Consider the following 21,170-nt stretch of genomic DNA (forward strand, 5'->3'; position numbering starts at 1 on the left):
GCAGGCAGATGACGCGCCGCGTCCCGGCTCTGTTCCGTGTCCGGTCCTCGGTGGTCACGGTCCGCCGTGTTCGTCGGCGGTGAGCCGCTGTTCCAGGTGGCTGAGCAGCCGGGTGCACTGCCGGACCGTCTCGAGGTCGTCGCCGAGGATGGCGGCGAGTTCCTGTGCCCACGCGGCACGCAGTATGCGGAGGTTGGCCGCCGCGCGCCCGGTCGGGCGCACGGCGACGCCACGGCCCTCGGTGGCGGCGCGGGACACCATCCCCTTGCCCTCCAGGCTGCGCAGCGCCGTACTGACATTGGTGCGCTGCAGTCGGGTGCGGCGGGCGATCTCGCTGGGCGCGGCCCCGGGGTAGAGGTCGACGACGCGCATCACCTGCCGCTCGGTCTCGGTCAGCGTCACCACCTGCGGGCCCTCCGGAGTCCGGGCACGCACCAGCCGGCCGACGTTGAGGATCAGGTCGGCGAGGTCGGCGAGCGGACCACCGGCGTCCGAGCCGATGGCGTCTTCTGTGTCGCGGGGCATGGCGCCACCCTACTGGATTATGCCATCATAATTATGTGTCCATAATCAACGACTGAAACCGGTCGGCGATCGCAGCGGCGGAAGGTCTCGGCGCTTCCGAGCCGGCGAAGCCGGGGCGCCGCGCGCGGCTGGCGCTGATCCTCGGCTCGTTGAGCGCCTTCGGTGCACTCACGATCGACATGTACCTGCCCGCCATGCCCCGCATGGCCGACCAACTGCACACCAGCGCATCGCTGGTCCAGATGACCCTCACGGCGTTCGTCGTCGGCCTGGCCCTCTTCCAGGTGATCGTCGGGCCGCTGTCGGACGCGTGGGGCCGACGCCGCCCGCTGCTGGCCGGTATGGCGCTGTACCTGGCGGGGTCGCTGTGGTGCGCGCTGGCACCCTCCGTCAGCTGGCTGATCGCCGGCCGGATCCTGCAGTCGCTGGGCGCGGCGGCGGGCACGGTCCTGGCCCGGGCCATCGTGCGGGACCTGTTCTCCGGCACCGCCATGACCCGGTTCTTCTCCACCCTCATGGTCGTCAACGGCGTCGCCCCGGTCGTGGCGCCCGCCATCGGCGGCCAACTGCTCACCCTCGCCACCTGGCGCGCGGTGTTCCTGGTGCTCGCCGCCGTCGGCGCCGTCCTCCTGCTTGCGGTCGTCCTCGCCCTGCCCGAATCGCTGCCGGACGCCGACCGGGCGCCGGCCCACCTGCGTGCGACGCTGCGGACCTTCCGGACGCTGGCCACCGACCTCCAGTACATGCGATACGTGCTTGCCGCGGCACTGATGTTCGCCGCGGCGTTCGCCTACATCTCCGGATCGTCGTTCGTTTTGCAGGACGCCTACGGTCTGACGGCCCAGCAGTTCGGTCTCGTCTTCGGCCTCAACGGTCTGGGCATCGTGCTGTTCGGGCAGGTCGGCGGCATGCTCGTCGGCCGCGTCGCCGACGAGGACACCCTGCTGCGCGTCAGCCTGACCGTGGCGGCCCTTGGCTCCGCCGGCGTCCTGACCAGCGCCGCGCTGCACCTCCCGCTGCCGCTGCTGCTGGCGTGCCTTTTCCTGGTGGTGTCCATGCTCGGCATCGTGCTGGCCAACGCCACATCACTGGCTCTGGGCAGCCACGGTTCCTCGGCTGGAGCCGCCTCCTCCCTGCAGGGGCTGCTGCAGTTCCTCGTCGGTGGCCTCGCCGCCTCCGCAATGAGCCTGCCGGGCCAGGTCACCGCTGTGTCCATGGGCACCACCATGGTCGTCTGCGCCGCGGCCGCGCTGGCTGTCCTCAGCACCCGCCGTGCATGAGACACCTGACACTCAGGAAACCGTCCCGGGCCAAGTCAGGTTAGGCTCACCTCTGTGAGTACGTGCTCAACCGCTTCCCAGGAGCTCGACGAGCCCCTCGCGGGAACCGCGGCCACCGCTCGGACCTGGCTGCTGCTGGAGCAGCCGGGCCCCTGGGGCGCCAAGGCGCTCACATCGAGCCACCTCGACCCGGCACTCGGCCGCGCCCTGGAAGCGGCCGTCAAGGGCACGGGCGTACGCATCGCGCTGATCCGCCGACCCGGCCGCCACGCCGACCTCGGAACGACCACCGCACGTCAGGTCTACGCGGCCCACACCGTGCCCGGCCGGGGATGGCTGCACTCCGCCACCATCCACGAGCCGCAGGACCTGCTCGACCTCGACTTCGCGGCGCTCGGCAGGGGCGAGCACCGGACCTTCGACTCGGTTCTCGGGGCGCGGCCGCACACGGGCGACCCGCTCGCCCTCGTCTGCACCAACGGCAAGCGCGACCGCTGCTGCGCGCTGCTCGGCCGTCCGCTCGCCGCCGAACTGGCCGCCTCGGGCGTCGAGGGCGTCTGGGAGGTCACTCATCTGGGTGGTCATCGCTTCTCGCCGACCCTGCTCGTCCTGCCCTACGGATACGCGTACGGCCGCGCCGAGGCCCACGCCGTGAAGCAGGTCCTGCACAGCGTCCGGGAGGGACGCGTCGTCGTCGAGGGCTGCCGCGGGAACTCCGCCTGGGAGCGGCCCGGTCAGGCGGCCGAGCTGGCCGTGCGGACCGCGGAGCGCGAGTACGCGGCGGACGCTCTGGCCGTCGTGGGAACGCGTGGTGCGGCTCCGCGCTGGGAGGTGACCGTCGCTCACGCCGACGGACGCCGCTGGCGCGTCGTCGTGGCCCAGGGCGCCGCGGCTCCGCCCCGCCCGGAGAGCTGCGGGACCTCGATCCTGGGTTCGCCCGCGCGCATGGACGTCGTCGAGGTGCGCGAACTGGTGGCGACGGCGCTCGCGAGTTGATCGTGCCGGTCAAGGCATCAACCTGCGCAACTCAACATTGATCAGCGAGCACGGATCAAATGATCAACCGGTATTGATCAAGAGATGCACGCCACACCCCCTACGGCGGCTGTGGACCTCCCACGTACCGTCATGGGTATGAGACCCACTCCCCCCGCCCGCCGCCTGCGCCTCGGCATGCCGAAGCGGGTGTTCTCGCAGGTCCTGCTGATGCAGGTGGCGATCGCCGCGGGGGTCGCGGTGCTCGCGACCGGCCTGTTCCTCGCGCCGCTCAGCAAGCAGCTGGACCAGGAGGCGATGCGCCGGGCGCTGGCCATCGCCGAGACGACGGCGCAGGACCCGCAGATCGCCGAGGGGGTGCTCACCACTCCGCCCAGCAGGAACGGTCCGGTGCAGAGGGAGGCCGAGCGGATCCGGCTGGCCACGAACGCCGAGTACATCGTCGTGCTGAACACGCACTGGGTGCGCTGGTCGCATCCGACGGCCTCGGAGATCGGCCACGAGGTCTCGACGAGCCCCGAGGAGGCCCTGGCGGGCAAGGAGGTCATGGAGATAGACCGGGGCACGCTGGGTCGCTCGGCCCGCGGCAAGGTGCCGTTGTACGACGCCGACCACCGCATCATCGGCGCGGTCTCGGTCGGTATCCCCTACGACAGCGTGCGGGCCCGGCTGCTGAGCGCGATCCCGGGGCTGCTCGCCTACGCCGGAGGCGCGCTGGCCGTCGGAGCGCTGGCCGCCTGGTTCGTCTCCCGCCGGGTCCAACGGCAGACCCGCGACCTGGCCTTCTCCGACATCTCGGCGCTACTCGCGGAGCGCGAGGCGATGCTGCACGGCATCCGGGAGGGCGTCGTCGCCCTGGACCGCACCGGCCGTATTCGCCTCCTCAACGACGAGGCGCACCGTCTGCTGAGCATCGACGAACAGTCCGTCGGCCGCTCCCCGGACGAGGCTCTCGGCGAAGGACGGACGGCCGACATCCTGGGCGGCCGGGTGACCGGCACCGACCTGCTCACCGTCCGCGGCCAGCGTGTCCTGGTCGCCAACCGCATGCCCACGGACGACGGCGGCGCCGTGGCCACCTTGCGCGACCGCACCGAGCTGGAGCAGCTCGGTCGGGAGCTGGACTCGACACGCGGCCTGATCGACGCGCTGCGCGCCCAGGACCACGAGCACGCCAACCGCATGCACACGCTGCTGGGCCTGCTCGAACTGGAGATGTACGACGACGCCGTGGAGTTCGTCGGCGAGGTGGTCGGCGACCACCGGGCCACCGCCGAGCAGGTGACGGAGAAAATCCAGGATCCGCTGCTCGCGGCTCTGCTCGTCGGCAAGGCCACCGTGGCGGCCGAGCGGGGCGTCGCCCTGTGGATCTCGGACCGGACGCGGCTGCCGGACCGGCTGATCGACCCGAGGGGGCTCGTCACGGTGGTCGGCAACCTGGTCGACAACGCCCTCGACGCCGTCGCGGGGACCCTCCACGCGCGCGTGGAGGTCGAGCTGCGCACGCAGGGCCGTACCGTCGTCCTCAGGGTGCGCGACACGGGGCCCGGTATCCCGGCGGAACAACGGGAGCTGGTCTTCACCGATGGCTGGTCCACGAAGGAGGCACCGGCGCACCGCGAGCGCGGCATCGGGCTCTCGATGGTGCGCCGGCTCGCCGAGAGACAGGGCGGCAGCGCGACGGTGGGCGAAGCACACGGCGGCGGCGCGGAGTTCACCGTCGTCCTCCCGGAGGCGCTCGCCGAGCCCGAGCCGGTGCCGGCCACCGCCACCGCCACCGCCGCCGGGGCCGATGCCGCTGCCGCTGCCGCCGGGGCCGCTGCCGATGCCGATGCCGACGACACGGTCGCCGTCAAGGAGGAGTCGTGATGATCGAGGTTCTGGTCGTGGACGACGACACCAGGGTGGCCCAGGTCAACGCCGCCTACGTCGAGAAGGTGCCCGGCTTCCACGTCGCCGGTGAGGCGCACAACGCGGCCGAGGCGCTCCGGCAGTTGGAGGCGCTGCCTGAACTGGACCTGGTCCTCCTGGACCACTATCTGCCCGACGAGACCGGCCTTGCGGTGGTCCGGGAGATGCGCAGGCGCGGCCACCAAACGGACGTGATCATGGTGACGGCGGCCCGGGACGTGGCGACGGTGCAGGCCGCGATGCGGCACGGCGCGCTGCAGTACCTGGTCAAGCCGTTCGCCTTCGCGGGTCTGCGCGCCAAGCTGGAGGCGTACGCGGAGCTGCGCCGCAGGCTCGACGGCGGCGGCGAGGCCGAACAGGCCGAGGTCGACCGCATCTTCGGCGTCCTGTCGGCGTCCTCCGATCCGGGGCTGCCCAAGGGGCACTCCCCCACCACCGCCGAGCTGGTACGTCAGGCCCTGATGAACGCCGAAGGGCCGCTGTCGGCACAGGAGCTGGCCGACCGGACCGGGGTGAGCCGCCAGACCGCCCAGCGCTATCTGAAACTCCTGGAGCGCACGGGGCGCGCACGGCTGACCCTGAAGTACGGCGACGCGGGCCGCCCTGAACACCGTTACGTGTGGGCGACCCGCGCCTGAGGGCACGGCCCGTTGGGGGCGGGGGAAGAGACCGTGCCCCTCCCCCATACGGATTCAGCCCTTGGCTTTCTCCACGAACTCGGTGGTGAAGGTCTTGCTCAGGTCGACCTTGGCGTTCTTGATGTTTGGATTGAACGCCTTGAGCACCTTCTCCACGGTCTCGGGGCCGTTCGCCGGCATCACGCCGTCCTTGGTGAACATGGGCAGGGTGCTCTTGACGGCCTGCGCGTAGAGCGCCTTGTTCCCCTGCGAGTAGTCGGCGGGCATCTTGGCGGCTATCTCGGACGCGCTGTGCGTGGACATCCAGTTGAGCGTCTTGACGAATGCATTGACCAACTTCTGGACGGTGTCCTTGTGACTGTTGACCCAGTCCGTCTGCATGTACAGGCTTGACGACGGGTACGGCCCGCCGAGCGCCTGCTGGGACCCCTCGGGAGTCCGCATGTCGAGGAGGACCTTGCCCGCCTTCTTGTCCAGGATCGTGGCGACGGTCGGGTCGGTCGTCATACCGCCGTCTATGGCGCCCTTCTGCAGCGCCGCGATGAAGGTCGGTCCGGCACCGACGGCGACCGGCGTGAAGTCGCTGACCTTCACTCCGTTCTTGACCGCGAGGTACTTGGTGAGGAAGTCCGTCGAGGAGCCGAGCCCGGTGACGCCGAGCTTCTTCCCCTTGAAGTCCTTGGGCGAGGTGATGTCGCCGGCGGCCTTGTTCGAGACGATCTCCACCTCGCCGGGCGCCTGCGAGAACTGCACGACGGACTCGACGTACTTCTGCTTCGTCTGCAGGTCGAGGGTGTGGTCGTAGAACCCGACGGCCCCCTGGACCTGTCCCGAGACGAGCGCGGTCTCGGCCTGCACACCGGCCGGCTCGCTGAGCAGTTCCACGTCGAGTCCCTCGGCGTCGAAGTAGCCGAGTCGCTGGGTGAGCATCGCGGGCAGGTAGATGACCTTGTCCAGGCCGCCCACCATGATCTTGACCTTCGTGCCCTTGCCGTCGCCCTTGCTTCCGGCGTCGGCGGAGGTGCTGCTCGCCGCGTCGTTGGCGCAGGCGGTGAGGGAGGAGAGGGCGAGGACGCCGACGGCGGCGAGGGCGGTGAGTCTGGCGGACTTGCGCATGGTGGTTCACGTCCTTGTGGATGGCGGTGCGGGAGCGAAGGGGTCAGGGGCCCAAGAGGGCAGTCGCGGCTAGGAGTTCGTCGGCTTCCAGCGGAAGACGCGGCGCTCGACGAAGGTGAGCAGTCCCTCGGCCGCCAGCGCGACGACGGCGAGGATCACCATGGCCGCGTACACACCGGCGGCGTTGAAGGTGTTCTGGGACTGCGCGACGAGCAGGCCGATGCCCTTGGTGGCACCGATGTACTCGCCGACGATGGCGCCGATGAGCGCGAAGCCGAAGCTGACGTGGAGGCTGGTGAAGATCCACGAGGTGGCCGACGGGATGACGACCTGGAGGGTCACCCGACGGTCGCTGGCGCCCAGGATGCGGGCGTTGGCGACCAGGTTGCGGTCGACCTCGCGGGCGCCCTGGAAGGCGTTGAAGAACACCGGGAAGAAGACCAGTACGACCGCCGAGGCGACCTTGGACGCCGGGCCGAGACCGAACCAGATGAGGAAGATCGGCGCCAGAATGATCCTCGGCATCGAGTTGAGCACCTTGATGTATGGACCAAGGACATCGGCGAGGAAGCTGATCCGTCCGAGCGCGATACCGAGGACGACACCGGCGACCACGCCGAGGACCCAGCCGAGCAGCGCCTCGTAGAGCGTGTACCAGATCTGCTCCCCCAGGGAGCCGAGTGCCGTGCCGTGCGTCACCCAGGTGTAGATCTGGTCCCAGATCTTCGACGGCATGGAGAAGTTGAACGGATCGATGACCTTGGCCCGGGAGAGTGCCTCCCAGAGACCGAGGATGCCGACGAGCAGCAGCACCCGGACCGTCGTGACGACGATCCTGCGTCTGCGGGCGGCGCGGGCCCTTGAGTGGGCGCGGTCCGGAGTTTTGACCGCGTCCTCGACCGGCGCGCTCAGGACGTCAGGCGACATGGGCGGCGCCCCTCTCGCGGGTGATGCGGACCTCTTCGCCGAGGGACTCCCAGATCTCGCGGTAGATCTCGATGAACCGCGGCTCCAGGCGCACCGACTCGACCTTGCGCGGCCGCGGCAGGTCGATGTCGAAGACGTGCTTGACGGTGGCGGGCCCGGCCGTCATGACGACGACCTTGTCGGCCAGCGCGATGGACTCCTCCAGGTCGTGGGTGACGAAGACGACCGAGGCGCCCGTGCCCTCCCACAGTTCCAGCAGCTCGTCCGACATCAGCGCCCTGGTCTGCACGTCGAGCGCCGAGAAGGGCTCGTCCATCAGCAGGATCTCGGGGTCGTTGACGAAGGTGGCGGCGAGCGCGACGCGCTTGCGCTGACCGCCGGAGAGCTGGTGCGGATAACGGTCCTCGAACGCGGCGAGTCCGACCCTGGCCAGCCACTCGCGCGCCTTCTGCTTGGCCTCCGCCTTGGGCACACCGCGGAAGCGGGGGCCGGCCATGACGTTCGACAGGACGGTACGCCAGGGGAAGGTGGCGTCCTGCTGGAAGACGAAACCGACCTTGTCGCCGACGCCGCGCACGGGTTCCCCGGCGACCAGCACCTCGCCCTCGGTGGGCTCCTCCAGCCCGCTGACCAGGGTCAGCGTGGTCGACTTGCCGCACCCGGTCGGTCCTACGACGGCCACGAACTCGCCGCGTCCGACGGTGAGGTCGAGTTCCTTGACCGCCGTGTGCAGACCCCCCGACGGGGTCCTGAAGATCTTGGTCGCGCCCCGCAGCCGGATGGCGGGGCTGGTGTCTGCGCTCATGGCCGGGGACGGTAGATGTGGCCCGGGCCACAGCAGCAGCCTTCTGAGCGCATGCCGTTCTTTTGCTTGCAACAGCCTGTTGTGCTCATTTTGCTCGCGCTAGAACTGCGGAGCCGAAACACGGGCTTGACGCCCGCCAGGCCTTGACAGAAAGAGGCCCGATGATTGACGTCCTGGTCGTGGACGACGACTTCCGTGTCGCCGAGATCAACGCCAAGTACGTGGGAAAGGTTCCCGGTTTCCGGGTGGCCGCCCGCGCGCACAGCGCTGCGCAGGCGCTGGCCACCGTGCAGCGCGGCGGTGTCGACCTGGTGCTGCTCGACCACTACCTGCCCGACCAGACCGGCCTCGAACTCGTCCACCGCATGCGGGAACAGGGCCACGGCACCGACGTCATCATGATCACGGCGGCCAGCGACGTGACCACGGTCCAGACCGCGATGCGTCTGGGCGCCCTGCACTACCTGGTGAAACCGTTCACCTTCGCCGCCCTGCGGAGCCGCCTCGACTCCTACGCCGCCCTGCGCCGCACGGTCGACCGCGTCGGCGGCCGCGGCATCGCCGGCCAGGAGCAGGTGGACCGCATCTTCGGCGCACTGCGCACCGCGCCGGCGCCCTCCTCACCGGGCCTGCCCAGCGGTCACTCGGAGCCGACGACCGACCTGATCTGCCACGTCTTGCACGACGCCGACCACCCGCTCTCCGCCCACGAGGTCGCCGCCGAGACCGGCCTGAGCCGCTCCACCGCCCAGCGCTACCTCCGCCATCTCGAACAGGCCGGCCGCCTGCGCCTCTCCCTCAAATACGGCGACACGGGCCGCCCGGAACACCGGTACGCATGGGTGGCGCCGTGACGGTCGGACCGCGCCGCTGCGTTACGGCGGCGAAGGCTCCGACGCCCTACGACGCCCAGGCTCCCCACGCCCTACGACGGTGAGGACGCCCACGTCCTACGACGCCGAGGGGGCCCACGCCCTACGACGGTGAAGGCCACGCCCTACGACGGTGAGGGCGCCGTCAGCTAGGCGGCCCCCGCCCCTGTCAGTGACCGCACCTCGGTTTCCGCGTGCTTGGCCTCGTCGGGGAGTTCGGCCGAGGTGACCGTGCCGAGCCAGCCGGCGAGGAAGCCCAGCGGGATCGACACGATGCCGGGATTCTGGAGGGGGAAGTACTGGAAGTCGACACCCGGGAACAGTGAGTCCGGGCTGCCAGAGACCACCGGCGACAGCGCGACGAGCCCGAGTGCGGGGATCAGCCCGCCGTAGACGGCCCACACCGCCCCTCGGGTGGTGAAGCCGCGCCAGAACAGCGAGTACAGCAGCACCGGCAGATTCGCGGACGCTGCGACCGCGAACGCGAGGCCCACCAGGAAGGCGACGTTCATGTCCCGCGCGAGGAGGCCGAGAGCGATCGCGACCACGCCGATGCCGACCGAGGCGACGCGCGCCACCGCCACCTCGCTGCGTGGCTTCCCCCGACCGCGCCGCAGGGATGTGTAGAGGTCGTGGGCCACGGACGCGGAGGACGCCAGGGTGATACCGGCGACCACAGCGAGAATCGTGGCGAAGGCGATGGAACCGACGACCGCGACCAGAACCGTTCCTCCCTTGGAGTCGGCTCCGCCACCCAGGTCGAGGGCGAGAAGCGGAACTGCCGTGTTGCCGGCCGCGTTTGACCCGCGGATCGCCTGCGGCCCCACGATCGCCGCCGCGCCGAAGCCCAGCACGATCGTCATCAGGTAGAAGCCGCCGATGAGCCCGATCGACCAGAGCACCGAACGCCGGGCCGCCCGCGCCGTGGGCACGGTGTAGAAGCGGGAGAGGATGTGCGGCAGCCCCGCGGTGCCCAGCACCAGGGCGAGCCCGAGGCTGATGAAGTCCAGGCGGGCGGTCCAGTCCCCTCCGTACTTCAGCCCCGGGGCCAGGAAGGCGTCACCGTGACCGCTGCGCTCGGCCGCCGTCTGCAGCAGCCTGTCCACATCGCCGTGGAACCTCAGCAGGACGAGGACGGTCAACGCGACCGTGCCGCCGAGCAGCAGCACCGCCTTCACGATCTGGATCCAGGTCGTGGCCCGCATCCCGCCCATCGACACATAGACGACCATGAGCGCGCCGACGCCGACGATGGTCCAGGCCCGCGCCGCCTGGCTCGTCCCCCCGAGCAGCAGAGCCACCAGGCTTCCCGCACCCACCATCTGCGCCACCAGGTAGACAACGGACACGGTGACCGAGGAGGTTCCCGCCGCGACCCGCACCGGCCGCTCGCTCATCCGTGCCACGATCACGTCCGCGAGGGTGAACCGTCCGCAGTTGCGCACCAGTTCGGCGACCAGGAACAGCACCACCAGCCAGGCCACGAGGAAGCCGACCGCATACAGCAGCCCGTCGTAGCCGAACAGCGCGATGAGCCCGGCGACGCCGAGGAAGGACGCGGCCGACATGTAGTCCCCGGCGATGGCAAATCCATTCTCCAGCGGCGAGAAGAGTCGCCCGCCGACGTAGAACTCCTCCGCCGAGCCGCGGCGGTTGCGGCTCACCCATGTCGTGATCGCCAGCGTGACGGCGACGAATCCGCTGAACAGCATCATCGCCAGAGTCTGGTGATGGCCCGTCACAAGGCACCGTCCCGGACCGAGCGCGTCAGCTCCTGGGTGTCCCAGCGCAGATCGAGCGCGGCCCGGTCCCTGCGCAGCCGCGCATGCCGTGCGTAGGCCCAGGCCAGCAGGAACGTGGTGAGGAACTGTCCGAGTCCCGCGAGCATCGCGACGTTCACGGCGCCCGCCACCGGTCGCGCCATCAGCCCCGGCGCGGTCGTGGCGGTCACGACGTAGGTCACGTACCAGGTCAGGAAGACGAAGACCCCCGGCACCACGAACCTCCGGTAGCGGCGGCGCACTTCCTGGAAGGCCGCGCTGCGCTGCACCTCGAGGTAGACGTCGGCCGCCGCTGCCGCCCGCACCTCCTGCGCCCGGCGCGCGGGCTCGGCCGCGGGTACATCGGCTCCGGCCGGCTCGCCCCAGCCCGAGGCGAGCGCGTCGTACCACGGATCGTCGTACCTCATGTCACCGGACACCGCGGCACGCGCCTGGCCAAGGCCCGTGCGGTGTTCGGCAGTACTTTCGGCGCCGGCCCCAGTGCCGCGGGGGCGGCCGTTGCTTGACTGCATGCCCAAGGATGGACAGAACGGGAAGATCCATGACTTCTCTTCCCTGCCCTCTTCACCCCATCAGGTGACTCAACCCGCTGGTGGACGCGCGATTCCCTTCGCGTACGCGTAACGCACCGCCTGCGCGCGGCCCTTGAGACCCGTCTTGGTGAAGATGTTGTTGATGTGGGTCTTCACGGTCGCCGTGGAGACATGCAGCCTGCGCCCGATCTGCGTGTTGTTGAGTCCTTCCGAGATCAGCACCAGGACCTCGATCTCCCGTGCGGTCAGCCCGTCCGGCGGCTCGGCCGGGGCCGCCGGAGCCGGCTCGGGCTCCGACAGCCGCTCCAGCAGACGCCGTTGGATGCTCGGGGACAGCCCCGCGTCTCCGGACAGCACGCTGTGCACGGCCCGTACGATCTCGTCGCCTCCCGCGTCCTTGGTGAGATAGCCCCGGGCCCCCGCACGCAGGGCCGGGAACAGCGACTCGTCGTCGGCGAACGTCGTGAGCACCACGACCTGTGTGCCCGGGTGCTCCTCGCGAATGCGCCGGGTCGCCTCCACGCCGTCGCACCGCGGCATGCGCAGATCCATCAGCACCACGTCGGGGGCGAGTTCGGCGACGAGCTTCACCGCTTCCTCCCCGTCTCCCGCCGAACCGACGACCTCGATCCCCGGCAGCAGGCCCAGCAACATCACGATGCCCTCGCGGACCACGGTCTGGTCGTCCGCGACCACCACCCGCGCGGCCCCGGTCTGCGCCCCTTCCGTCATACGGGCACCTTCAGCGTCACCACGAACCCCTCCTCGTCCGGCCCGGCCTCCAACGAGCCGCCCAACAGCTCGGCACGCTCGCGCATGCCCAGCAGACCGTACCCGGCGCCCGACCCGGTCAGATCGCCCGGCGGGCCACCCGAATCCCGCACGTCCAGCGTCACTTGGTGGTCTTCGTACTCCAGCCGTATGCGCACCTTGGCCCCCACCGCGTGCTTGCGCACGTTCGTCAGGGCTTCCTGGGCGACTCTGCGGACGGCCTGCGAGGCCTCCGCCGGCAACGGCCTGCGCTCACCCGCAATGGTGACCTCGGTACCGGCCGACGTGCCGACGAGCTGCGTCAGGAAGTCCTCCAGCGGAGTCAGCTCACCGCGCAGCGCGGACAGCGCCTGCCGGGTTTCGTCGAGCCCGTCGCGGGCCATGCCGCGCGCCGCCACCACCCGCTCCAGGATCTTCTCCCGGTCGGCTCCCCGTTCGATGAGCAGCCGGGCCGCCTCCAGGTGCACGAGCTGCGCCGAGAGGCTGTGGGCGAGCACGTCGTGGATCTCACGAGCGATCCTGGCCCGCTCCGCGAGCGCCGCCGACTCGGCCTCTGCGGCCCGCGCGGCGCGCTCCTGGGCGAGCAGTCGCTGGGCGTTGCCCCGGGCCTCGGCGTCGAGGCGCAGGGTGTATCCGGCGAGCGCCAGTCCGGCCGTCGTCACGGCGGTGGTCAGCCACACGTCGTTGTTCACGGCGGCGTAGGCCGCCAGGGAGACCGAGGTCACGGGCACGGCGGCGGCCAGGGGCAGCCGCTCCAGGGCGCTGATGGCGCAGCCGCACCACAGGACGAGAGCCGCGGTCTTGAAGCCGGCCGCCTGTCCCCCGACGGCCAGCCCGACCAGAGCGGCCATGAGCGCGAGCGACGGAAGGAGCCGGTGGGCGAGGGTGGTGCGCCAGAATCCCCAGGCGACAGCGCCGGCCAGGAGGACACCCACCACGGCCCCGACCACGCCCCACCCGCGGACGTGGGTGCTGTCGTAGGCGCCCCACAACAGCATGCCCAGCACCAGCAGCCGTACGAGCCAGGCGAGCAGCCGCCGGGGCCGTGAAATCCCCTCACGGCCCAGCGCCTCCCGGGAGGGCCAGTGTGTCCAGGTGTTCTCCGTCACACACGCTCCCTCGGGACCGATCGGACCGTGGAGTCACCGTACGCCGTGGCCATGGCCGGCGCCGGAGCGAAGGACTGGGACCTCCACAGGAGGATCCCGGAGCGGACCAGGAGCGTGGCGGCGAGGGCGAGGAGCAGGGCGGAGCTGTCCTGGTGCACACCGACTGCCGTGCCGAGCGCGAACAGGCCGACGCGCAGGGCGATGCCGACGATCCACACGGTCACGCTCGCCTTGGTGCTCTTGCTCCACACAGCGCCGTCCGGCTCGGCCCATATGCGGGTGGTCCAGGCCCAGCCGGCTCCGGTGGCGAGGCCGATCAGCAGCTCCGCGCCGAGCAGGACAACGGAGGCGGTGCGGTGGTGGGCGTCGACGATGCCGGGCTCGCGCAGCGCGACGAAGGCGAGGACCACGGGCACGAGCCACCAGCGCCGCCCGACACCTATCCGCTGGGCGCGGAACTGGCGGACGACCACCAGAACCACCACGGCCGCGATCGCCAGCGCGTTGACAAGCCCGGACATCGGTGCCTCCGTGAACGAAGAAGGGAGATGCGACAGCGAGTGCTGTCGACGCCTTCGACGCTACGGAAATCCGCGCCCCGGCAGATCGGAGCCGGGGTGGACCGTGGGTGGATCCGTGCGGTGCCGCGGGCTCCACCCACGGGTGGAGAGCCCGGTCCCCCGCCCGCGCCGAGCCCGGCCCGACCCAGGCCTGGTCCGGGCCAGGCCCTGCCCGACCCAGGCCCGCGCCTGGCCCGACCGGGGTCTGGTCGGGGCAGGGCCGAGAGTGAGCCGGGACGGGCCGGAATCGAGCCGGGGCGAGCCGGGCCAGGAGGGGCGGGCGCGGCAGGGACGGAGCGGGAGAGGTCTGAGCATGACCGGGCGGGGCCGCACGTGGCCGGGAAGAGCCAAGCGCGGCCCGGACAGAACTGGCCGGGCGGGCTCACGCGTGGCCGGCAAGATCCAAGCGCGGCCCGGCCGGAACCGGGCGCGGCCGGGTCCGCCCCGGCCGACCCCGTCCCGGCCGCCGCGCCTATGCGTCGATGCGCGAGCGGTCCAGCGTCGCCGCGGAGCTGGAGATGAACTCCTTGCGCGGTGCCACGTCGTTGCCCATCAGCAGGTCGAAGACCGTCTCTGCCGCGTCCAGGTCGGAGAGGTTGATCCGGCGCAGGGTGCGGTGGCGGGGGTCCATGGTCGTCTCGGCCAGCTGGTCGGCGTCCATCTCACCGAGACCCTTGTACCGCTGGATGGAGTCCTTGTACCGGACGCCCTTGCTCTCGAATTCGAGCAGCTTGTCGCGAAGCTCGCGGTCCGAGTACGTATAGACGTACTTGTCCTGGCCCTTCTTCGGCTGGACCAGCTCGATGCGGTGCAGTGGCGGCACCGCGGCGAACACCCGGCCGGCCTCGACCATGGGCCGCATGTAGCGGTGGAAGAGGGTCAGGAGCAGGGTGCGGATGTGGGAGCCGTCGACGTCGGCGTCGGTCATCATGATGATCTTGCCGTAGCGGGCCGCGTCGATGTCGAAGGTCCGGCCGGAGCCGGCTCCTATGACCTGGATGATCGCGCCGCACTCGGCGTTCTTGAGCATGTCGGTCACGGACGACTTCTGGACGTTCAGGATCTTGCCGCGGATCGGCAGCAGCGCCTGGAACTCGGAGTTGCGGGCGAGCTTGGCGGTGCCGAGCGCGGAGTCGCCCTCGACGATGAAGAGCTCGCTGCGGTCCACGTCGTCACTGCGGCAGTCGGCGAGCTTCGCCGGCAGCGAGGAGGACTCCAGGGCCGTCTTGCGGCGCTGGGCGTCCTTGTGCTGGCGGGCGGCGATGCGCGTACGGGCGGCGGCGACGGCCTTCTCCATGACGACGCGGGCCTGGGCCGCGGCGTCGCGCTTCGTGGAGGTCAGGAACGCCTTGAGTTCCTTGGTGATCACGGTGTTCACGATCCGGCGGGCCGCCGAGGTGCCGAGGACCTCCTTGGTCTGGCCCTCGAACTGCGGCTCGGCCAGACGCACGGTGACGACGGCGGTCAGGCCCTCCAGGGCGTCGTCCTTGACGATGTCGTCCTCGGCCACGCGCAGCAGCTTCTTGCCGCGCAGGACCTCGTTGAGGGTGCTGGTGACGGCCGTCTCGAAGCCCGCGACGTGCGTGCCGCCCTTGGGGGTGGCGATGATGTTCACGAACGACTTCAGGGTCGTGTCGTAGCCGGTGCCCCAGCGCATGGCGACGTCGACGTCGAGCTCGCGGGTGACCTGGGTGGGGGTCATCTGGCCGTGCTCGTCCAGGACCGGGACCGTCTCCCTGAAGGTGCCCTGGCCGGAGAAGCGGAGCACGTCGCAGACCGGCTTGTCGCTCGCCAGGTACTCGCAGAACTCGCTGATGCCGCCGTCGAAGCGGAAGGACTCCTCGCCCTTGCTGCCGCCCTCGCCGAGGCCGAACTCGTCACGGACGACGATGGTCAGGCCGGGCACCAGGAACGCCGTCTGGCGGGCCCGCTGGTGCAGGTTGTCCAGGGAGAGCTTGGCGTCCTTGAGGAAGATCTGGCGGTCGGCCCAGTAACGCACGCGCGTGCCGCTGCGGGTCTTGGGAATCCTCTTGGCCTTGCGCAGGCCACTGGCCGCCTCGAACTTGGCGTCCGCGCCGTTGCCGGCGAAGGCGCCGGGCACACCGCGGCGGAAGCTGATCGCGTGCGTGTGGCCGCCGCGGTCGACCTCGACGTCCAGGCGGGCCGAGAGCGCGTTGACCACGGAGGCGCCCACGCCGTGCAGACCGCCGGAGGCGGCGTACGAGCCGCCGCCGAACTTGCCGCCGGCGTGCAGCTTGGTCATGACGACCTCGACGCCGGACAGGCCCGTCTTGGGCTCGACGTCGACCGGGATGCCCCGGCCGTTGTCCCGGACCTCCACCGAGCCGTCGTCGTGGAGGATCACCTCGATGTGGTCGCAGTAGCCCCCGAGGGCCTCGTCGACGGAGTTGTCGATGATCTCCCACAGGCAGTGCATCAGACCACGGCTGTCGGTGGATCCGATGTACATGCCCGGACGCTTGCGCACGGCCTCGAGCCCCTCGAGGACGAGCAGGTGCCGCGCGGTGTAGTTGGAACCGTCCCGCTCTGCTCCTGCCAGCAGCGCTGTGGACGACACGGACGTTTCGGCGGTCACGCGGTTCGCTCCTCGCTGAATTTCAGGTGAGGCCCTTTTGGGTAAGGGCGCGGCCTTGCTTGCCGTGAAGAGGGTACCGAGGCCTGGTAGAGCCGTTGTAACGCCACCCTCGTGCGAAACACAGCCTAGTCCAGGGTCGCATGCATGTTCGATCCCTCGATGGGGTGAAGTACACATCACGTTCCATTGGAGGCATGAACCATTTAGGCTCCGGGCACGTCCTCATGAACAACCGGCAAGCCAGCCGGGAGGACTGATGTTGACAGCCAGAGCGAACCCGTAAGACACACAGACACGCAATACGGCACATTCGCCGCCAACCGGCAACAGGCAGCCGGCCTCGAAGATTTCTTTCGAGGAAAAGCCCCGGGCGGGAACACTTCGGGGCTGGTTGGATGTTGACCCTGGTACGACAGCTCGTCGAGCTAGAGAAGAGGCGACGTGACTACTGTTCTGACCCCCGCGAGCCCGCTGACGGCCGCCGATCGCTGCGACCGTTGCGGCGCGCAGGCCTACGTGCGCGTTGTCCTGCTCAGCGGCGGAGAGCTGCTCTTCTGCGCCCACCACGGTCGCAAGTTCGAGCCGGAACTCAAGAAGATCGCCGCTGAGATACAGGACGAGACGGAGCGGCTGACTACCGTTCCGGCATCCGCATCCGACGAAGAGCGCTGACACTTCGCGTTGACGACGAGCCGAGATCCGGCACAGGCCGGTACACGGGCGGCGCGGCCCCTGCATTCAGGGACCGCGCCGCCCGCGCTCGTACAGAAGCCCTCACAAGACCTCGGAAGCGCTCACAAGACCTCCGTCAGCGGCTCTTCAGGGCGTCCGTGACGCTGTCGGTGATACCGCCACCTCCCAACGCTCCCAGCGCCCGTACGACCTCGGACACGCGCGTGTAGACGCCCGGGCTGCCCGCCCGGCCGCAGCCGCTGCCCCAGGACACGAGCCCGATCAGCTTCCCCTGGGCCACGAGAGGGCCGCCGCTGTCCCCCTGGCAGGCGTCTCGCCCTCCTTGCTGCTCTCCGGCGCACAGCATGCTCTCGGCGGCGTAGGTGCCGTCCTCGCGGCCCGGGTACGCCTTCTCGCACTGTGCGTCGGGCAGTACGCGCACGTGTGCGGCGTGCAGCGTGCGCGCGTAGTCACCGCCCCCCGTGATGTCACCCCATCCGTAGACGGTGGCGCTCGTCTCCGGCTCGTACGCCGGATCACCGGCCGCCGCCATGGCGATGACCGGGCTCCCCGGGAGCGGCTCGGCCAGGGTGAGCAGGGCGAAGTCCCCCGCGTTGGTACCGCTGTCGTACCCCGGGTTGACCCGCACTTCGCGCACCGCGATCTCCCGGCCCCCGTCCGAGAGCAGGTCCGTGCGCTCCGTGATGACCTTCAGGTCGCGCACACGGTTCGGTGGGGCCCCCAGCACCTCCTCGCCCATGCAGTGCGCGGCGGTGAGCACGGTCGTGGGGCCGATCGCCACGCCCCCGCAGAACTGTCCCGCGCGCGTACCCCCGAACCGGTCACGGCTGGACAGCGCCACCGTCCAGGGACTCTGGGAGATGTCGACCGGGAAGCCGCCCACGACGACGCCGGCGAGCGCGGGAGCGGCGGACAGCAGCGGTATTGCGGTCGCGACAGTCGCCAGGACCAGCGGCCGGGTCAGCGCCCGGACAGACGGACCACGCATACGCGTTCCTCACTCTCGGTTGCCTTTGGAGACCCAGAGTGATTCAGCCGGGGGCGCGCCGCACCCGCGCGACGACGCGACGAGGCCCGGTTCCGGGTGCGGAACCGGGCCTTGGGTGTCGTACCGGCGCGACCTAGTCGAGGTAGTCGCGCAGCACCTGGGAACGCGACGGGTGGCGCAGCTTCGACATGGTCTTGGACTCGATCTGGCGAATGCGCTCGCGCGTGACGCCGTAGACCTTGCCGATCTCGTCGAGGGTCTTCGGCTGACCGTCGGTGAGACCGAACCGCATCGAGACGACGCCCGCCTCGCGCTCGGACAGGGTGTCCAGGACGGAGTGCAGCTGCTCCTGCAGGAGCGTGAAGCTGACCGCGTCGGCCGGGACGACGGCCTCGGAGTCCTCGATGAGGTCACCGAACTCGCTGTCGCCGTCCTCGCCCAGCGGGGTGTGCAGGGAGATGGGCTCGCGGCCGTACTTCTGGACCTCGATGACCTTCTCCGGGGTCATGTCGAGCTCCTTGGCCAGCTCCTCCGGGGTGGGCTCGCGACCCAGGTCCTGGAGCATCTGGCGCTGCACGCGCGCGAGCTTGTTGATGACCTCGACCATGTGCACCGGGATACGGATGGTGCGGGCCTGGTCGGCCATGGCGCGGGTGATCGCCTGACGGATCCACCAGGTGGCGTACGTGGAGAACTTGTAGCCCTTGGTGTAGTCGAACTTCTCGACCGCGCGGATCAGACCGAGGTTGCCCTCCTGGATGAGGTCCAGGAAGAGCATGCCGCGGCCGGTGTAGCGCTTGGCCAGGGAGACCACCAGACGGAGGTTGGCCTCCAGGAGGTGGTTCTTGGCGCGGCGGCCGTCCTCGGCGATGATCTCCAGCTCGCGCTTGAGCTTCGGGGCCAGCTTGTCGGCGTTGGACAGCTTGTCCTCGGCGAACAGGCCCGCCTCGATGCGCTTGGCGAGCTCGACCTCCTGCTCGGCGTTGAGCAGGGGGACCTTGCCGATCTGCTTGAGGTAGTCCTTGACCGGGTCGGCGGTGGCACCGGCGGCGGCGACCTGCTGGGCCGGCGCGTCGTCCTCGTCCTCGTCGGACAGCACGAAGCCCGCGCTCTCGGTACCCTCGGGCTCGTCGCCGGCCTTCGGGGTCTCCTCGAGAACCTCTTCCTCGAGGGCCTCGGCGTCGTCCTTCTTGGCGCTGGTCTTCTTGGCCGCCGTCTTCTTGGCGACCGTCTTCTTCGCGGCCGCCGTGGCCTTCTTGGCGGGCGCCTTCTTGGCGGCGGCGGCCGTGGGGGCGTCGTCCTCGACCGGCATGTCGGCGGCGGGCGCCGCCGCGGGAGCGGTGGCGGTGGCCTTCTTGGTGGTCACCGTCTTCGCCGCGACCGTCTTGGTGGCGGTGCGCTTGGCCGGACTCTTCGCTGCGACGCTCTTTCGGGTGCGCTTGGGCTCCGCGGCACTGACCATCAGCGTCACACCCTCTTCCTCGAGGATCTGGTTGAGGCTGCGCAGTACGTTCTTCCACTGAGTGGCCGGAATCTGGTCAGCTTCGAAGGCCCGACGCACATCGTCGCCGGCGATCTGCCCCTCGGCCTTTCCCCGCTCGATGAGAGCCATGACAGAGACGGACTCGGCGATCTCCGGCGGGAGCGTACGGGATGTGCTGGCCGACACGAACAACCTCTCGGAACGTTGGAAAACGGCTTCCGGCCCCGTCCGGGACGGACAGGAGCCGACCGCCGGCTTTGGGGATTGGGCCGACGGCGCGGGTGGGGGCCGGGAAGATGCACAGCGCCATGAACGGCGTCCGTATTCCCTCCTCGGCTGTCACCTCTTAGGTCATCGCGCTGTTCCCACGAGCGTTACGCCCAATCTGCGTGGCCCGAGTCACACCCCGTAACCGCTCAAAAACGGTCAGACAAGGGCAGAGACGGCCACCCATGCCTACTACCCGGGGTCGCGCCCTGAAACACACGCCCCGTCACACCGTCGGACTCCGCAGGATTCCGGAGATCCTGCGGAGTCCGACGAGAGACGGTTCGCCGACCGGGCGGTGCCCCAGGAGGGGGAGGCTTCCCGGCCGCGCCACCCGCGGCTCCGCTCAGTGTTCGCGCGGTGCGGGCACCACACGCTCCACCTCGGGGTGGACGGTGAGCAGTTGGCGCATGGCCGCCTCGGCCGCCGCGCCGTCGCCGGTGGCGAGTGCGTCGGCGATCCTGCCGTGGTGCGCCAGGGACACGTCGTTCGGCCGGTCACAGCCGGTCACCGGGATGCCGGAGACCTGGAGAGCGGCCGAGACGATCCCGGAGAGGTGCTCCAGCATGCGGTTGCCCGCGAGCTGGATGAGCAGGGAGTGGAACTCGGCGTCGGCGCGGGAGAACGTCAGGGCGTCACCCTGCCCCATGGCGTGCCCCATGATCTCGACCATGTCCGCGAGCCGCTGCTGGACGTCCTCGCGCCCGTGCCCGGCGGCCAGGCGCGCGGCGAGCGGCTCGATGGTCCAGCGCAGCTCGCTCAGCTCACGCCGCTGGTCGTCGCGCTGCGGCCCGAAGGCCCGCCACTCGATGATGTCCGGGTCCAGGAGGTTCCAGTCGCTGACGGGGCGCACGCGCGTGCCGACGTTCGGGCGGGCGCTGACCAGGCCCTTGGCCTCCAGGACGCGGAGCGACTCGCGGACGACGGTGCGCGAGACCTCGAAACGCTGGCCGATCTCCTCGGGCACCAGCGGGCGGTCGGCACCCAGGTCGCCGGAGACGATCATCTGGCCCAGCTGCTGGACGAGTTGGCCGTGCAGCCCGCGTCCGCGGCTGCCCGCGGCACGCCGGCCCACGCGGCCCAGCTCCGGTTCCGCGCTCTCCCATACGGGGGCTCCGACGCGGTCGGCCATGGAGGCCTCGGCGTAGGGGTAGCGGTCGAGTTCGCCCGGGCCGGCCAGACCGGAGTCTGTGGAGCGGGCGGCGGTCATCATGGTGTGCGCAAGGGTACTCACGGATCCTTTGTCGGCCTCGTCCTCAACTGCCTTGAGGTCTTTGGTGAAAAGCACACGAAAGGGTGATCGCTCACCCCGTCGCAAT

Annotated in this window: 19 protein-coding genes; 6 read left to right on the forward strand and 13 right to left on the reverse strand. The window is 70.2% G+C overall.

Features of this window, described 5'->3' with window-relative positions:
* Positions 1–54 precede the first annotated feature (54 nt).
* The gene (locus ACQF4J_RS13700) at positions 55–525 is read right to left on the reverse strand and encodes a MarR family winged helix-turn-helix transcriptional regulator (protein ID WP_351570307.1); all 471 of its coding nucleotides are present in this window, start codon (positions 523–525) and stop codon (positions 55–57) included.
* Positions 526–659: 134 nt separating this feature from the next.
* Between ACQF4J_RS13700 and ACQF4J_RS13705 the strand changes: the two genes are divergently transcribed.
* The 4 genes from ACQF4J_RS13705 to ACQF4J_RS13720 all read left to right on the forward strand — a co-directional run bounded on the left by ACQF4J_RS13705 (position 660) and on the right by ACQF4J_RS13720 (position 5,350).
* Positions 660–1,805: a multidrug effflux MFS transporter gene (locus ACQF4J_RS13705; RefSeq protein ID WP_427168583.1), complete on the forward strand. Its 1,146-nt coding sequence runs from the start codon at positions 660–662 to the stop codon at positions 1,803–1,805.
* Between the two features lie 54 nt (positions 1,806–1,859).
* The gene (locus ACQF4J_RS13710) at positions 1,860–2,801 is read left to right on the forward strand and encodes a sucrase ferredoxin (protein ID WP_427165710.1); all 942 of its coding nucleotides are present in this window, start codon (positions 1,860–1,862) and stop codon (positions 2,799–2,801) included.
* A 138-nt stretch (positions 2,802–2,939) separates the two neighbouring features.
* Positions 2,940–4,670, forward strand: a complete 1,731-nt coding sequence (locus ACQF4J_RS13715; protein WP_427165711.1) for an ATP-binding protein — start codon at positions 2,940–2,942, stop codon at positions 4,668–4,670.
* Positions 4,670–5,350, forward strand: a complete 681-nt coding sequence (locus tag ACQF4J_RS13720) for a response regulator (RefSeq protein ID WP_351570511.1) — start codon at positions 4,670–4,672, stop codon at positions 5,348–5,350. Before ACQF4J_RS13715 ends, ACQF4J_RS13720 begins: the two co-directional genes overlap by 1 nt.
* Positions 5,351–5,404: 54 nt before the next feature.
* Here the strand turns inward: ACQF4J_RS13720 and ACQF4J_RS13725 are convergent, their stop codons facing one another.
* The 3 genes from ACQF4J_RS13725 to ACQF4J_RS13735 form a co-directional block, all read right to left on the reverse strand.
* The gene (locus ACQF4J_RS13725) at positions 5,405–6,466 is read right to left on the reverse strand and encodes an ABC transporter substrate-binding protein (protein ID WP_351570295.1); all 1,062 of its coding nucleotides are present in this window, start codon (positions 6,464–6,466) and stop codon (positions 5,405–5,407) included.
* A gap of 69 nt (positions 6,467–6,535) precedes the next feature.
* Positions 6,536–7,393: an ABC transporter permease gene (locus ACQF4J_RS13730; RefSeq protein ID WP_427165712.1), complete on the reverse strand. Its 858-nt coding sequence runs from the start codon at positions 7,391–7,393 to the stop codon at positions 6,536–6,538.
* Positions 7,383–8,198, reverse strand: coding sequence for an ABC transporter ATP-binding protein (locus ACQF4J_RS13735; protein WP_351570289.1), 816 nt, complete (start codon positions 8,196–8,198; stop codon positions 7,383–7,385). The genes ACQF4J_RS13730 and ACQF4J_RS13735 overlap by 11 nt, the downstream gene beginning before the upstream one ends.
* 161 nt (positions 8,199–8,359) lie before the next feature.
* Here ACQF4J_RS13735 and ACQF4J_RS13740 point away from each other — a divergent pair, with 161 nt between their 5' ends.
* The gene (locus ACQF4J_RS13740) at positions 8,360–9,052 is read left to right on the forward strand and encodes a response regulator (RefSeq protein WP_351570286.1); all 693 of its coding nucleotides are present in this window, start codon (positions 8,360–8,362) and stop codon (positions 9,050–9,052) included.
* Between the two features lie 167 nt (positions 9,053–9,219).
* On the opposite strand, the gene ACQF4J_RS13745 is transcribed toward ACQF4J_RS13740, so the two are convergent.
* From ACQF4J_RS13745 to ACQF4J_RS13770, 6 genes are all read right to left on the reverse strand, one after another.
* The gene (locus tag ACQF4J_RS13745; RefSeq protein WP_351570283.1) at positions 9,220–10,812 is read right to left on the reverse strand and encodes a solute symporter family protein; all 1,593 of its coding nucleotides are present in this window, start codon (positions 10,810–10,812) and stop codon (positions 9,220–9,222) included.
* Positions 10,809–11,363, reverse strand: coding sequence for a DUF485 domain-containing protein (locus ACQF4J_RS13750; RefSeq protein WP_427165713.1), 555 nt, complete (start codon positions 11,361–11,363; stop codon positions 10,809–10,811). The genes ACQF4J_RS13745 and ACQF4J_RS13750 overlap by 4 nt, the downstream gene beginning before the upstream one ends.
* Before the next feature lie 69 nt (positions 11,364–11,432).
* Positions 11,433–12,116 (reverse strand): response regulator transcription factor, encoded by a 684-nt coding sequence (locus ACQF4J_RS13755; protein WP_351570277.1) that lies wholly within the window; start codon positions 12,114–12,116, stop codon positions 11,433–11,435.
* Positions 12,113–13,264, reverse strand: coding sequence for a sensor histidine kinase (locus ACQF4J_RS13760; protein WP_351570274.1), 1,152 nt, complete (start codon positions 13,262–13,264; stop codon positions 12,113–12,115). The genes ACQF4J_RS13755 and ACQF4J_RS13760 overlap by 4 nt, the downstream gene beginning before the upstream one ends.
* On the reverse strand, positions 13,261–13,785 hold the full coding sequence (locus ACQF4J_RS13765; protein WP_351570271.1) for a DUF1453 domain-containing protein: 525 nt from the start codon (positions 13,783–13,785) through the stop codon (positions 13,261–13,263). Before ACQF4J_RS13765 ends, ACQF4J_RS13760 begins: the two co-directional genes overlap by 4 nt.
* A 511-nt stretch (positions 13,786–14,296) precedes the next feature.
* Positions 14,297–16,420, reverse strand: coding sequence for a DNA gyrase/topoisomerase IV subunit B (locus ACQF4J_RS13770; RefSeq protein WP_351570268.1), 2,124 nt, complete (start codon positions 16,418–16,420; stop codon positions 14,297–14,299).
* A 441-nt stretch (positions 16,421–16,861) separates the two neighbouring features.
* On the opposite strand from ACQF4J_RS13770, the gene ACQF4J_RS13775 reads away from it, so the two are divergent.
* On the forward strand, positions 16,862–17,092 hold the full coding sequence (locus ACQF4J_RS13775) for a DUF7455 domain-containing protein (RefSeq protein ID WP_067247462.1): 231 nt from the start codon (positions 16,862–16,864) through the stop codon (positions 17,090–17,092).
* 136 nt (positions 17,093–17,228) lie between these two features.
* On the opposite strand, the gene ACQF4J_RS13780 is transcribed toward ACQF4J_RS13775, so the two are convergent.
* The 3 genes from ACQF4J_RS13780 to ACQF4J_RS13790 all read right to left on the reverse strand — a co-directional run bounded on the left by ACQF4J_RS13780 (position 17,229) and on the right by ACQF4J_RS13790 (position 21,085).
* The gene (locus tag ACQF4J_RS13780; RefSeq protein ID WP_427165714.1) at positions 17,229–18,101 is read right to left on the reverse strand and encodes a serine protease; all 873 of its coding nucleotides are present in this window, start codon (positions 18,099–18,101) and stop codon (positions 17,229–17,231) included.
* Positions 18,102–18,234: 133 nt separating this feature from the next.
* On the reverse strand, positions 18,235–19,770 hold the full coding sequence (locus tag ACQF4J_RS13785) for an RNA polymerase sigma factor (RefSeq protein ID WP_351570261.1): 1,536 nt from the start codon (positions 19,768–19,770) through the stop codon (positions 18,235–18,237).
* Between the two features lie 427 nt (positions 19,771–20,197).
* Complete coding sequence (locus ACQF4J_RS13790; RefSeq protein ID WP_351570258.1) at positions 20,198–21,085, reverse strand: FadR/GntR family transcriptional regulator; 888 nt, start codon at positions 21,083–21,085, stop codon at positions 20,198–20,200.
* Positions 21,086–21,170 lie beyond the last annotated feature (85 nt).

The sequence above is a fragment of the Streptomyces sp. C1-1 genome, from assembly GCF_050214755.1.
GTDB lineage: Bacteria > Actinomycetota > Actinomycetes > Streptomycetales > Streptomycetaceae > Streptomyces.

Bases quoted from the DNA above. Each gene is read 5' to 3' on its own strand.
- ACQF4J_RS13700 (WP_351570307.1), bottom strand. From the start codon at position 525: ATGCCCCGCGACACAGAAGACGCCATCGGCTCGGACGCCGGTGGTCCG.
- ACQF4J_RS13720 (WP_351570511.1), top strand. From the start codon at position 4,670: ATGATCGAGGTTCTGGTCGTGGACGACGACACCAGGGTGGCCCAGGTC.
- ACQF4J_RS13725 (WP_351570295.1), bottom strand. From the start codon at position 6,466: ATGCGCAAGTCCGCCAGACTCACCGCCCTCGCCGCCGTCGGCGTCCTC.
- ACQF4J_RS13755 (WP_351570277.1), bottom strand. From the start codon at position 12,116: ATGACGGAAGGGGCGCAGACCGGGGCCGCGCGGGTGGTGGTCGCGGAC.
- ACQF4J_RS13735 (WP_351570289.1), bottom strand. From the start codon at position 8,198: ATGAGCGCAGACACCAGCCCCGCCATCCGGCTGCGGGGCGCGACCAAG.
- ACQF4J_RS13750 (WP_427165713.1), bottom strand. From the start codon at position 11,363: ATGCAGTCAAGCAACGGCCGCCCCCGCGGCACTGGGGCCGGCGCCGAA.
- ACQF4J_RS13730 (WP_427165712.1), bottom strand. From the start codon at position 7,393: ATGTCGCCTGACGTCCTGAGCGCGCCGGTCGAGGACGCGGTCAAAACT.
- ACQF4J_RS13780 (WP_427165714.1), bottom strand. From the start codon at position 18,101: ATGCGTGGTCCGTCTGTCCGGGCGCTGACCCGGCCGCTGGTCCTGGCG.
- ACQF4J_RS13715 (WP_427165711.1), top strand. From the start codon at position 2,940: ATGAGACCCACTCCCCCCGCCCGCCGCCTGCGCCTCGGCATGCCGAAG.
- ACQF4J_RS13765 (WP_351570271.1), bottom strand. From the start codon at position 13,785: ATGTCCGGGCTTGTCAACGCGCTGGCGATCGCGGCCGTGGTGGTTCTG.
- ACQF4J_RS13740 (WP_351570286.1), top strand. From the start codon at position 8,360: ATGATTGACGTCCTGGTCGTGGACGACGACTTCCGTGTCGCCGAGATC.